This window comes from Janthinobacterium agaricidamnosum, from assembly GCF_003667705.1.
Taxonomy (GTDB): domain Bacteria; phylum Pseudomonadota; class Gammaproteobacteria; order Burkholderiales; family Burkholderiaceae_D; genus Janthinobacterium.
Genome location: NZ_CP033019.1, coordinates 1,404,288 through 1,415,665, shown reverse-complemented (window position 1 = coordinate 1,415,665; position 11,378 = coordinate 1,404,288). Strand labels below are relative to the sequence as shown.

Genomic DNA, 11,378 nt, shown 5'->3' with positions numbered 1-11,378 from the left:
GAAGGAACAACCACCATGATGATGATTTTAGGAATGTTCGTGTTCAGCCTGCCGACCCTGGCCTATCACGAGTTGCAGCGGCAAACGGAATGGAAGCACGCCAGCACGGCGCGCGTGGGCCTGCGCGATGCGCACCAGTACGTGGGGCCAGGTGATGACACGATTACCCTGTCGGGCTGGGTGGCGCCGGAGCTGACCGGCTCCCTGTATTCGCTCGATGCGCTGCGCATGATGGCCGACACGGGAAAATCGTGGATTCTGATCCAGGGCACGGGCCGCATTCTCGGCTCGTACCGCATCACGAACATGACCGAGGGCCGCAGCATCCTGGACGGCAGCGGCGGCGCGCGGCGCGTCGAGTTCTCGATTGCACTCAAGCGCGACGACGACGGCGTGCTGGCCATGGTCGGCCTGGGCGACATCGGCGACCTGAAAAACATGCTCAGCATCGACGGCATGACCAGCAGCATTGCCGGCGCAGCCAGGAATGCCGTGGGCAGCGTGGTGGGCAATGTGGTCGGCGGCATCACGTCGAAATACGGCGGCGTGGTCAGCGAGATGAAAGACAAGATCGGCGGCAGCATCAGCGGCGCCATTGGCAGCGCGGCGGACAAATTCAAATGAGCGAGCATATCCCCGCCTTCAAGGTCAGCATCGAGGACAAGGATTTGACGGCCATCGTCTCGCCGCGGCTGATTAATTTGACGTTGACCCTGTGCCGTGGCGACGAGAGCGACCAGCTCGACATTGCACTGGACGACAGCGACGGCAAGCTCGCCCTGCCGCCGCGCGGCGCGCAGATCGCCCTGGCGCTGGGCTGGCAAGCATCTGGCCTGGTGGACATGGGCAAGTTCACCGTGGACGAGGTGGAGCATAGCGGCGCGCCCGACACCATCACCCTGCGCGCGCGGTCGGCCAACCTGATCGACACGTTCAAACAGCAGCAGGAACACAGCTTCCACAAGACCACCCTGGGCGCCATCATCGAGGCCATCGCCTTTCGCAACGAGCTGGCGTCGGGCGTATCGGCGCGCCTGCGCGACACGGCCATCGAGCACATCGACCAGACCCACGAAAGCGATGCGGCTTTCCTGCGCCGGTTGGGCAGGAAATACGACGCGGTGGCCACCGTCAAAAACGACACCCTGCTCTTCATTCCCATCAACCAGAGCCGCACCGCCAGCGGCAAGGCGCTTCCGGTCATCCCCATCACGCGCGCCCTGGGCGACGGCCACCGCTACCACAGCGCCGAAAGCGACGCCTACACGGGCGTGCGCGCCTTCTGGCACGACGAGCGCTACGCGCGCCGCCGCAGCGTCGTGGCCGGCGTGCCCGGCAACAGCAAGCGCCTGCGCACCACCTTCGCCAACGAAACAGACGCGCGCGCGGCAGCCGTGGCCGAATGGCAGCGCATCCTGCGCGGCCTGGCCACCTTTGAGATGAACCTGGCCCTGGGCAACCCAGCCGTGTTCCCGCAATCGCCCGTGACGGTGCAAGGCTTCAAGCCAGAGATTGACGCCACTGAATGGCTATCGGTCAAGGTCACGCACAGCCTGGGCGGCAGCGGCTTTACCACGCGGGTGGAATTTGAAACGAAGACAGAAGCGGTCGAGGCGGAACGCGAGGAAGAGAAAGACCCGGACGAAGGCATCACGGGCGTGGTCGCCAAGTGGAAGGACGTGGCGGCGAAGAAGAAAAAGGCGGGGCAGGAACAGGCCGGCGCCATGGGCACGCTCAAGACGTTGGAGCATACTTACAAGAGCAAGCAGGCTGCAAAACGGGCAGCCCAGCATGCATGGAGGCGTATTGAGGAGGTCCGGGAGATCATCCACGAAAATAAAGAGGAACCTTAGCGAATTTCCGCGGTAGGTAGAATAGGAGCAGGATAATTTTTCACCTAAAATTCTCCGCTATGCTTGCAAAAATTCCGGGGTCGATCTTATGTATTTCTTCATCGAAGCAGCATTTTCTATATCAGTTTTATATTCTCGCATCAACTGTAAAATCTCCTCGACAAGCTCCCCAAACTCCCGGCCACCCAAATCCAGATATTCGCCATGCGCGACTTTATTTCTCTTATTCACAAGACTTTCATCAATAAGATTAAACTTAGTCGCATAAGCGATTGTACTTATATCCAAAGATGCAGCAATATTAGAAAATACTTTTGAAGTCAAATTTGATTCCGTATCAATAGCTGACGACATATTCAAATTAGCTTTTTTTTCAAGCTCAGAAAAAATAAAGTTAAATGCCTCAAGATTCGGACCTGATTTTCTTGAATTCACAAGAGTCTGCAACTTACCTTTCAAACCAAACAATGAAAAGCAACTTTGCAGCTCCTTATAGGTATGCCCTTGATTATTTATATAATTCAAATAATGTTCAGATGCATTCTTTACAAACCCTTCCCAATGAGCGTAAAGAATCGCCACGCCAGCTCGAATAAAAAACTTCTTTTCCTGCCCAACAGATTTAGACGCAAATCTAAATGCGCCTATCTCCTTAACTCTCCACCCCATCTCTTTATCGAGTGCATCCTGAAGCTGGGTTAAGGTTTTAATATCAGACATTGCCAGCGCCTGTTGGATTCAGGAGAATAGCGGCCAAAGGAAGAAGTCTTGAGAGGCGCGTCGTACCTCTTATGCCAGCGCCAGAACTCTGTGTAAAAGCATCTGTAACCCACAGCCGTCGAGCAACTTCATTAAGGAATGTATGACGATCTGCTGGCGACATGGCTTCGATCTGCTCAAGGTTCAAAGAAACCCCAGTAGCCATCACTTCGAATACAGAAATTAAGAATTTGCCGGAAAAAGTGGCTCCGTTCCAGCGTTTGAATGCCATGTTACCTAACGCATCATCTAAGAACTTAAATGTTTTAGAAAATACTTCTTTTTCAGAGTCCATATTAAAACTCTCATCAGTAGCCATTTTTATCAAGGCATCATCGAGATACTCATGAACATCCAAACCAGCCACATACGGAACATTTCTAAATGCAAAGAATCGCAACGCCAATTCAACGCCAGTTTGCGACTCTATCGCAACATCAGTTTGATCTGTGGTTTTTAAAAAGGAAACATCAACAGAACGTTCCATTAGCCAGTTGTAAAATTCTCTATTTAAAGAAACCGCCATACTGTTTCTAACTTCCTGTTCGGATAGCCCAGCTCCACCTGTATTTAAACGCTGAAAGAGTTCAAATTTCGCGGCTACATCACTATCAGCCTTAAGAATTTCCACGCGAATTCGTGCACGCTTCATCTCTATCTGCAGCGCTTGCCCAATCCCGTCATCTGCACCTGCAGCAGACTCTTTCCAACGTTTTTTATCCAGGCTCGGCAAGAATCGAGTTCCATTCAAAACGAGAGGACCTAATTGCTCAGCGCGCTCACCTTTAAGATCGCCAGTAAGCTGAAGAACGGTTGATAGGCGCTGAAGCCCATCGATAAGCTCCCAAACTCCGTTTTCATCTTGGTAAACAAAAATTGGTGGAATAGGAATTCCAAGAATCAATGATTCAATAAAGCGCGTTTTTCGCTCATCTCCCCAGCGAAAAAGCCGCTGGAAAACTGGGTCAATAACAAGCTCTCCATCCTTGTACAAGTTGATAATTTCACCGAGTGACATTTCATATCCATCGGTCACAACTCTCTTTCTAGTCGCCTGAATTTCGTCTGTAAGTGCCATGAAATCTCCAATTAATTTAGTTCATCGAATGTTTTTTCTATCGTTTGAAACACACGGCAACCATGCACACTACGAAGTAGAGGATAATCCGCTGTATCGCACAGCCAAACGGTGAGTGATTTGTGTCGACCATTGCACAGCATCGATCATTTTTTTTTACGACCAACATGGATCGTTTGCGGCGCAGTTATATTCCCGTGGATCTGCTGACCAATCTCGCCATGAACAATGACTTGAGTATGCCGTTCTCCAGACTTAGCGACAGCACTAGCAGGTGCGTCAGCAATCCCTTCGACAACTCCCAGCACACGTGCTCTCCCGCGCAAATCTAGCCGTCGATAGCCCACTAACAACTCGTTCTCATCGTCAGTTAAAGAATTACTTGTCGGAACACCAAGCATCACATACGAGATGTCTACTCCTATGCCGGCCAATGAAACCATGTAGCCGGCATCAGGCAAGGTCTTCCCTTGCTCATAATTAATCTGTGCGAGTTTTTTCACGCCACCAATGGCCGCGAACGCTTCTTGTGTAAGGCCCAAGCGAGTTCGCTCCTGCCTTAACCTATCACCAAAAATATTTTTATCCATACATCTACGTTGACAAGTATGTTTTGACATACTATAGTTACGCCATCCTGTAGCGATTACACATCATAACATTATGAAAAACGTATCCATAGCAAGGCGTACTGCCAAGGGCGTCACGACTAAGCCTCTTGGCGTTCGTCTCACATCTGACGAGGTGGATGAAGTCGAAGCCCGCGCAGAAGAACTTGAGCGCTCCCGTGCCTGGTTCCTGCGCTTCCTAATCCTGCGCGGCCTCGCCGATTACAAGCGCGAACTCGCATCAAAAACCACCCATTAAGGACGACGTCATGTACCCCGATGCAAAACGTATCCGCAAACATAAAGTCATGCTGCGCCTGGACGATTATGAGCACCAGCTCGTTTCTTCGATCGCTGATTACCAGGGCGAAGAATTAGCCGTCCTGGTACGCCAGATCGTCATGCGTGAAGCCCTTGCCGCCATTGCTACAGACGACATCGACAGCGTACAGCGTCGCAGCGCTTAAACCGAGTCCCTGAATAGTAACTTTTGAGTAACTGAAAAGCTGCAGAACATGCCCGATCACGAAATCACCATCAACGATGAAGAGCGCGAATTGCTGGAGCGCGTACGCGAACGACAGGGGCTGGCAAGTATCGAGCAAGCGGCTGAATGGCTCGTCAAATCGCGCTTACGCAAGCAGTCGAAAAACATGACGGGTCGCGGTCGCGCCCTGTACCAAGTGGAAAGAAAGCTGAAATGAGAGTCATCGGCCTGCCCTGCCCGCATTGCGAATACACCGTCCGCGCCGTAAAAAGCCGCACGATGTCCGCCATGTTCAAGGAAATCACCTACATGTGCCAGAACCCCGAATGCGGGCACTCTTTTGTGGCAGGCCTGGAAGTGCTGCGCACCCTCTCGCTGTCCGCCATGCCCAAGCCGGATATCCGCATCCCGATGTCCCAGCATGCGCGCACGGCGGCCACCAGCCAGCTGGCCCTGGACCTGACGGCGGGCTGCTGATGCCTATCCCGATCCTCGCGCCGCCGTAGCCCGGCCACCGTAACTCCCCTCTTTTTGCTGTGCCCTGCAGCGCTCCTTTTTGAGCGTGCGGGATTCGTTCAACCTGAAATAAGGAAAACCGATGGAAAACACGCTGCACGCCACCCGTCCCGCCGACATCCCGGCAATGCCGAAACCGGGCCGTCCGGCCCTTGAAAAATGCGTCGTACCTATTGCTCCTACCTGCTTCCTGTTGCTGGCCAATGCTCAGACTCGCACCCGCACTCCTGACAGCATTGCTGTGCTGTCCGATTACCTCCGCGAGATCGTCAAGACCTATCACGCCTTTGGTGCGGCGAATCTCACCTTCATCATCAGCGATCTGCAAGCGTTGCAACTTGGCGGGTTTTTCACGCCGGAAAACCAGCGAGCGCTGGTCGGCGATATGGCCATCGAACTGCATTACCTGTTCGCCAGCGAATCAGGCGTCGTCCACTCCAGCAGTTCCTCGCGCACGCTGACTTACTGGGCCAAGTATTTTGCCAAGGAAGGAGCGCTCTAATGCTGCGCCTGGCCAAAGCCTGCGGCATCTGGCTGCTGTCGCTCCTGATCGTCATCACCCCTGCCGTGCTGCAGGCCATCGGCGCCATCAAGGACTGAACCATGCCGGCGTCCCTTATCGACAATCACCAGTCGTTCTTGCCGGCGGCGGCCATCCTCGCCGCGCGTGACAAGGACGTGCCGACGCCCCCAAGGGCGCCGGAGGCGCTGGCCGCCATCGCAGCGGCGAAAGCCAGCCTGGCCGAGCGGGCCAGCTTGCGCGCCATCGAGCAGCGGCGTACCAGCGAGGCGCGCTTTATCGCGCAGGCCTGGGGATTGTCGCCGCGCGGCGCGCGCCGTTCCGTGCTGATCGCCGCCGGCATGGACGCTAACCGCTGGGAATCGCCCATCCATTCATTTACCGACAAAGAGCGCATCGAGCTGCGCGCCGCCACCTCTGCCGCTATCCGTGTGTACGAAAGACTGTTAAATGCAATCTAAACAAATCCTGTTGCCTGCCCCGCAACGCCACGAAGCATTCTTGCGATCTGCGCAATTTGCTCCCGAGCTGGCCCGCATTCCATACAAGTGGCGCAACCGCGTCATCAAGGCCGCCATGGCCAAGATGGCTTGGTCGTCCTGGTACAAAGTCTATGAGTCCGTCGCCACCGGCTTTGTGCGCGAGTTCGCCGGCCTGTACGTGCCGGCCGGCGTCGACCTGTCGCAGAGCGACGCCGACATCGTGGCCACCGCCGAGCGCGCGGCGGCAGGCGTCACCAAAATGCTGTGGATGGCCGTGTCCGACACGCACGCTTTGCAGATCATGGAAGACGAATGCGCCTCGTATGGCATCGAGCTGCCCGAGTTCGACACGATGACCGACACCATCGCCCGCCTGGTGGATGCCCGCTGGTGGCGCCGCCAGTTGCGCAAGCGCGTCAAGCGCGCATTTGAAGCGGGCAACATCCGCCTGGGCTACGTGAACTATCGCGGCGAACCCTACGCCAGCAATGACGCCGTGCTGTCGCGCCTGGCGCAGAACCGCCGCAACGCGGCGGCGCTGGCCGCCACCCTGGTGCAGAACGAAAACGGCCAGCAATTCAGCATCGCCGAGCTGGCCGAGAAAACGACGGCCAACAAGGCCATCCGGCGCGGCGAGCTAATGTTGCGCATCAACGGCTTTGAGCAGATCGCCCGCGAATGCGGCGACCAGGGAATCTTCATCACCTGGACGTGCCCATCGCGCTTTCACGCCATGCAGCACAGCGGCAAGCCCAACGACAAGTTCGACGGCTCCACGCCGCGCGAAGCGAATGCCTACTTGGGCAAGATGACGTCGCTGTGCCGCTCCGCGCTGGCGCGTCGGGGTATTGGCCTGTACGGCTTTCGCATCGCCGAGCCGCATCACGACGGCTGTCCGCATTGGCATCTGCTGCTGTTCGTGCGCCCCACCCCGAAATACAAGACGGCGCACCTGCAGGACGTGGCCGGCCGCGCCATCCGCATCATGAAGCGCTACGCCTGGCGCGTGGACCGTGGCGAACCGGGCGCCTTCGCGCGCCGCCTGGACGTGAAACGCATCGACTGGGCCAAGGGCAGCGCCGCCGGCTACATCGCCAAGTACGTGGCCAAGAACATCGACGGCGTGGCCGAGCACAAGACGAAAGAAGGCTACGTCGTCACGGCCGACACCGAAGGCGATGTCGAGCTGACGCCATCAGCGCGCGTCGAGTCCTGGGCCGCGTGCTGGGGCATCCGTCAATTCCAGCAATGGGGCGGCGCGCCCGTCACCGTCTGGCGCGAACTGCGCCGCATCGAGGAAAACATGCTCAATGAAGCGCCGGCCGCGATGCGCCGCGCCTGGGATGCCGTGCAAAAGATCGACGGCGAAAAGCGCGCCTGCTGGGCCGAATACCTGCGCGCCCAGGGCGGCGCCCTGGTGCCGCGCAAGGAACTGGTTGTCACCCTGGCCAAGGACGAAAAAATCGTCATCGGCCGCTACGGCGAAACACTGCGCACCACGCCCTACGGCGTGCGCTGCAGCGACCTCATCGGCGTGGTCTTCAAGTCCGTACGCCATACGTGGACGCCCGTACAGGCCACAGGCGGGCACGGGGTGGCTGTTGGGGTTGCCGTTCCTCGGACTCGTGTAAATAACTGTACGCACCCCGTTGGCCCTGCCCCGGCCACGCCGCCAGCGGCGCCCACGCCAAACCTGCCTGACGAGGCAAAAGCAGCACTGATTGCCGCCTGGGCGGCCGTCAACGCCTGCCCGTACCCCCGGCTGATCGTCCCTGACTCCCCGCCCCTTGAAGGGGATGGCACATGAGCACCTTTGCCGTGATCGTTCGCACGCAAACCGAACGCTTTGAATTTTTTGAGGTTGCCGCATCCAGCGGCGACGTGATCGACGCCGCCATCGACCGCTACGGCGTGTGCGGCGTTACCGCCAAACTGAAAGGAAAACCGCAATGCTGAGCACCCTGACTAATTCGCCGCGGCGCGTCGCCCGTGGCGACCGCGTGACATTCGATACGGATGAGGGCTACCAGGCCGGCACCGTCAACGACCTGCGCCGCGACGTGGGCAATGGGGAGCTGCATGCGTGGGTGGAGCTGGACCACCAGTGGCCGGGCATGTTCCGGGCGGTGCCGCTGGCGGCCATCGTTTCCAGCCACGCTGCCCTGTTGGCGGCCGCATGAACGATACCGCAACGCTCGACATGTTTCCGCCAGAGGTCCGCGCACCGCGCAAATCAATAACCAGCGCAGATCGTGAAGCTGCACGCGCGCTGCGCGCACAGAAGCTGGCTGAGAAACACGAAGCGAAACGCTGGGTGGTGGTAGAGGCCCCTGGAACAGTGGATGAATACGTTTGGGACCATTGTAGGTGCAGCACGTACCGCGAGGCATTGCGAATGGGCGGTGACTGCGGAGTGAGATTCGATGTGATGTTCAGGCTGCCAGACGGCAGTTTGACCACGGAGTTTTAAGCCATGAACAAAACCTCCTACAAAAAATCCTTCCAAGCGAAGCTGACTAGCGAAGAAATGCGCCTTGACGCGCTGGTTATGGCCGGCAGTCAGCCAGGCGACATTGCGCGAGTCTGGAAGTACCGTGGCGGCGTCACCGTAGAGCGCGGCGGCATGGTCGTGCTGAGTGTAAATCGTGCGCAGATCGGACTGAATATGGCATTGCCAGGGTGAAGTGCAGCGCCGCAAAAAATGACGAGAGTATCCCCGCATGATGAGCTACCTGAATGAGCAATATTTCGACGAGTTGGTCTGCATGAGTGACAAGCAACGAAGAAAGCTGTTTTTCGGCCAATTTAATCAATCAACTGAAGCACAAACAAACCATATGGACCAATACAAAGAATTCTGCCGGCTGCGCGACTCACGCAAGTGTGGGGCCGAAGTACCGCAATACACCGAGGCAGAAGCGTTCGCCATGGTGGCAATCCAAGCTGCAGCAGGCGAACTTGCATTTCTAGCTGGACGGCACGAATACGTGATGGACAGTGCGTATCTTTTAGCAAGAGAGTTCGGCAACGGCTATACACCACTGGACGGCGCCATGGCATTTCGCAATTTCGCTTCAGTACTGGCAGGTCTTAAGGAACAACACCAGCTCGTAGCCCTGCAAACTTTAGCCGCCTTCAACTCGGCCAAAGCTGATGAAAGCGTTGACACGCCAGCGTTCCAGGAACTGCTGAATTGGTTTCGCGCTGCATGTGTCGATCCATACAGCAACACTGAAACCAAAGCAGTGGAGCAGACACGCCAGGCAATCATTACCCACCTCACCACCTGGGGGGCGCAGCAACGTGAAGCGGGGCGCCTACAAGGCTGGGATCAACGCGACGAGGCTCATAGAAAAATGGACTTCATGAAGAATCAGCTCCACCAACATCAAAGCAACCAACCCACGAATGGAAAAAACCAATGAATGAAGACCGCATTATCTATCGACAGGACTTATACAAAATGCTGGGCGTCACTTCGGAGACGCTGCGCAGATGGGTCAAGGAAAACAAGCTACCGCCAGCGGACGTGGCCATCACACAACGCACGCTGGGGTGGCGCCTGTCAACGCTCCAAGCCGCTGGGATCAGGCTTCTTTAACAGCCAGTCAGCGAAGGCCTGAAGCATTACGCGGCGCTGCTTCAGGTATTCCGCCGAGTTGTACACTCCGCGCACGCCGCCGTCCTTGTGCGCGAGCTGCACCTCGACGTGGTCCGAGTTGTATTCGTGCTCGTTGGCCCAGGTGGAACCGACCTTGCGCCAGCCGTGGCCGGTCATCTTACCCTTGAAGCCGATACGGTGAATGAGGTAGAGGATAGAGTTTTCACTCATGGGGCGGCTGCCGCCCCGGTCGTTCGGGAAAACGTAAATGCTACCCCGCGAACGCAGCTTCATTTCAGCCAGCAGGTCTAGCGCCTGGGATGACAGCGGCACCAGATGTTCGCGGCCCTTCTTCATGCGCTTGCCCGGTATCCGCCAGACATCGCCCTCCACTTCCGCCCAGGTCATGCGCCGCAACTCGTCCGTGCGCGTCCACGTCAACGCCAGCAGCTTGCAGGCCAGCACAGACTGAATTTCATCTTCCAGGTCCAGGCGCTCCATGAACGGATGCACCTCGGCCAATGCCAGGGCGGCGAACCCTTCGCGCGGCTTGCGGGAAAATGCGACCTTCGAATTGATGTTCGATGCGGGGTTCTCTTCGCAGTGGCCGTGCTGGATGGACCAGTCGAGAACCTGGCCCACCCACATGCGCACGCGCCGGACGTACACGGACAGGCCGGCGGCATCCATCGGGCGCAGCGCGTCCATCAAGTCTTCCTTGGTAATTTCACGCACAGTTTTCGTGCCCAGCGTTGGCGAGACGTACATGGCCAGCGCGCGTAATGCATTTGCCTTGTAGCCGGCGCTGATGTCCGTGCGCCCGGCCCAGTAGGTATCGATTGCGACATCAAGGGCAATGGATGGGCTCGTCTTGCGCTTGGGCTTGAGGTCTTCCCCGTCGAGCAGCTTCAAACGCAAAGCGTCGCGGCGGTCGCGGGCTTCCTTGAGGCCGACAAGCGGATACGGGCCAATCACGGCAGTTTGCTGCTTGCCCTGGTCGTTACGATAGGCCATGCGCCAAACCTTGTTTCCGCTCGGCAGGACGGCCAGCATCAGGCCGTGGCCATCGAATAGCTTGCGCAGCTTGCCGTCATTCGGCGTTGCGCGGCGGCAGTCTGCGTCGGTAAGGGTATTGATGGCCATGCGATATCCTGTAGGTACGGTCTTGAGAAAAACCGCATCATACCTACAATTGCGCCTACGCGTCATTCTGCGAGAGGGTTTTTGGATACCTCCGAATCTGCGATTCAAAAGGCCGAAAATCAAGCTAAGTCGTTGATTTTCAATGAAATTCGGTTGAATATAGGTTGAGTATACTCACGAATTTTTTATGTACTTGGCGGAAGCGGTGAGATTCGAACTCACGAACAGTGTAACCCGTCGCTAGTTTTCAAGACTAGTGCCTTCAACCACTCGGCCACGCTTCCAGATGGCAGCATTATACATAAAGGTCACTGGCTTACCAATGGCTAGT

General features: G+C 56.9%; 18 protein-coding genes and 1 tRNA gene. 14 read left to right on the top strand and 5 right to left on the bottom strand.

The features are described from left to right. Nucleotides 1–15 precede the first annotated feature (15 nt). Both D9M09_RS06455 and D9M09_RS06450 read left to right on the top strand, forming a co-directional pair. Complete coding sequence (locus tag D9M09_RS06455; RefSeq protein ID WP_121668855.1) at nucleotides 16–624, top strand: phage tail protein; 609 nt, start codon at nucleotides 16–18, stop codon at nucleotides 622–624. Continuing rightward, a complete protein-coding gene (locus D9M09_RS06450) occupies nucleotides 621–1,853 on the top strand; it encodes a phage late control D family protein (protein ID WP_121668854.1) in 1,233 nt (410 codons plus the stop codon). Before D9M09_RS06455 ends, D9M09_RS06450 begins: the two co-directional genes overlap by 4 nt. 57 nt (nucleotides 1,854–1,910) lie before the next feature. On the opposite strand, the gene D9M09_RS06445 is transcribed toward D9M09_RS06450, so the two are convergent. From D9M09_RS06445 to D9M09_RS06435, 3 genes are all read right to left on the bottom strand, one after another. Continuing rightward, nucleotides 1,911–2,573 (bottom strand): MAE_28990/MAE_18760 family HEPN-like nuclease, encoded by a 663-nt coding sequence (locus tag D9M09_RS06445; protein WP_121668853.1) that lies wholly within the window; start codon nucleotides 2,571–2,573, stop codon nucleotides 1,911–1,913. Beyond that, nucleotides 2,566–3,690, bottom strand: coding sequence for a DUF262 domain-containing protein (locus D9M09_RS06440; RefSeq protein ID WP_121668852.1), 1,125 nt, complete (start codon nucleotides 3,688–3,690; stop codon nucleotides 2,566–2,568). The genes D9M09_RS06445 and D9M09_RS06440 overlap by 8 nt, the downstream gene beginning before the upstream one ends. 146 nt (nucleotides 3,691–3,836) lie before the next feature. Then, nucleotides 3,837–4,280, bottom strand: coding sequence for a helix-turn-helix domain-containing protein (locus D9M09_RS06435; protein ID WP_121668851.1), 444 nt, complete (start codon nucleotides 4,278–4,280; stop codon nucleotides 3,837–3,839). A 73-nt stretch (nucleotides 4,281–4,353) separates the two neighbouring features. Here D9M09_RS06435 and D9M09_RS06430 point away from each other — a divergent pair, with 73 nt between their 5' ends. The 12 genes from D9M09_RS06430 (at nucleotide 4,354) to D9M09_RS06380 (ending at nucleotide 9,728) form a co-directional block, all read left to right on the top strand. After that, a complete protein-coding gene (locus D9M09_RS06430; protein ID WP_121668850.1) occupies nucleotides 4,354–4,557 on the top strand; it encodes a ribbon-helix-helix protein, CopG family in 204 nt (67 codons plus the stop codon). A gap of 10 nt (nucleotides 4,558–4,567) precedes the next feature. Further along, nucleotides 4,568–4,765, top strand: a complete 198-nt coding sequence (locus tag D9M09_RS06425; protein WP_121668849.1) for a hypothetical protein — start codon at nucleotides 4,568–4,570, stop codon at nucleotides 4,763–4,765. Between the two features lie 48 nt (nucleotides 4,766–4,813). Beyond that, a complete protein-coding gene (locus tag D9M09_RS06420; RefSeq protein WP_121668848.1) occupies nucleotides 4,814–5,002 on the top strand; it encodes a hypothetical protein in 189 nt (62 codons plus the stop codon). Further along, nucleotides 4,999–5,262: an ogr/Delta-like zinc finger family protein gene (locus D9M09_RS06415; RefSeq protein ID WP_070300963.1), complete on the top strand. Its 264-nt coding sequence runs from the start codon at nucleotides 4,999–5,001 to the stop codon at nucleotides 5,260–5,262. The genes D9M09_RS06420 and D9M09_RS06415 overlap by 4 nt, the downstream gene beginning before the upstream one ends. A gap of 121 nt (nucleotides 5,263–5,383) precedes the next feature. Continuing rightward, nucleotides 5,384–5,803: a hypothetical protein gene (locus D9M09_RS06410; protein ID WP_121668847.1), complete on the top strand. Its 420-nt coding sequence runs from the start codon at nucleotides 5,384–5,386 to the stop codon at nucleotides 5,801–5,803. 101 nt (nucleotides 5,804–5,904) lie between these two features. After that, nucleotides 5,905–6,282: a hypothetical protein gene (locus D9M09_RS06405; protein WP_121668846.1), complete on the top strand. Its 378-nt coding sequence runs from the start codon at nucleotides 5,905–5,907 to the stop codon at nucleotides 6,280–6,282. Continuing rightward, nucleotides 6,272–8,110, top strand: a complete 1,839-nt coding sequence (locus D9M09_RS06400; protein ID WP_121668845.1) for a replication endonuclease — start codon at nucleotides 6,272–6,274, stop codon at nucleotides 8,108–8,110. Before D9M09_RS06405 ends, D9M09_RS06400 begins: the two co-directional genes overlap by 11 nt. Next, nucleotides 8,107–8,259: a hypothetical protein gene (locus D9M09_RS28835; RefSeq protein ID WP_162995592.1), complete on the top strand. Its 153-nt coding sequence runs from the start codon at nucleotides 8,107–8,109 to the stop codon at nucleotides 8,257–8,259. The genes D9M09_RS06400 and D9M09_RS28835 overlap by 4 nt, the downstream gene beginning before the upstream one ends. A 44-nt stretch (nucleotides 8,260–8,303) precedes the next feature. Next, the gene (locus D9M09_RS06395; RefSeq protein WP_162995591.1) at nucleotides 8,304–8,483 is read left to right on the top strand and encodes a hypothetical protein; all 180 of its coding nucleotides are present in this window, start codon (nucleotides 8,304–8,306) and stop codon (nucleotides 8,481–8,483) included. Next, nucleotides 8,480–8,773: a hypothetical protein gene (locus tag D9M09_RS06390; RefSeq protein ID WP_240453571.1), complete on the top strand. Its 294-nt coding sequence runs from the start codon at nucleotides 8,480–8,482 to the stop codon at nucleotides 8,771–8,773. Before D9M09_RS06395 ends, D9M09_RS06390 begins: the two co-directional genes overlap by 4 nt. Before the next feature lie 3 nt (nucleotides 8,774–8,776). Beyond that, nucleotides 8,777–8,986 carry a hypothetical protein gene (locus D9M09_RS06385; protein WP_121668843.1) on the top strand — a complete coding sequence of 70 codons (210 nt, stop codon included), beginning with the start codon at nucleotides 8,777–8,779 and terminating at the stop codon, nucleotides 8,984–8,986. A gap of 37 nt (nucleotides 8,987–9,023) precedes the next feature. Next, a complete protein-coding gene (locus D9M09_RS06380; RefSeq protein WP_121668842.1) occupies nucleotides 9,024–9,728 on the top strand; it encodes a hypothetical protein in 705 nt (234 codons plus the stop codon). 140 nt (nucleotides 9,729–9,868) lie between these two features. Here the strand turns inward: D9M09_RS06380 and D9M09_RS06370 are convergent, their stop codons facing one another. Together D9M09_RS06370 and D9M09_RS06365 are read right to left on the bottom strand one after the other, a co-directional pair. Then, the gene (locus D9M09_RS06370) at nucleotides 9,869–11,047 is read right to left on the bottom strand and encodes a tyrosine-type recombinase/integrase (RefSeq protein ID WP_162995590.1); all 1,179 of its coding nucleotides are present in this window, start codon (nucleotides 11,045–11,047) and stop codon (nucleotides 9,869–9,871) included. Nucleotides 11,048–11,241: 194 nt separating this feature from the next. Beyond that, a tRNA-Ser gene (locus D9M09_RS06365) sits at nucleotides 11,242–11,331 on the bottom strand. Nucleotides 11,332–11,378: the final 47 nt, after the last annotated feature.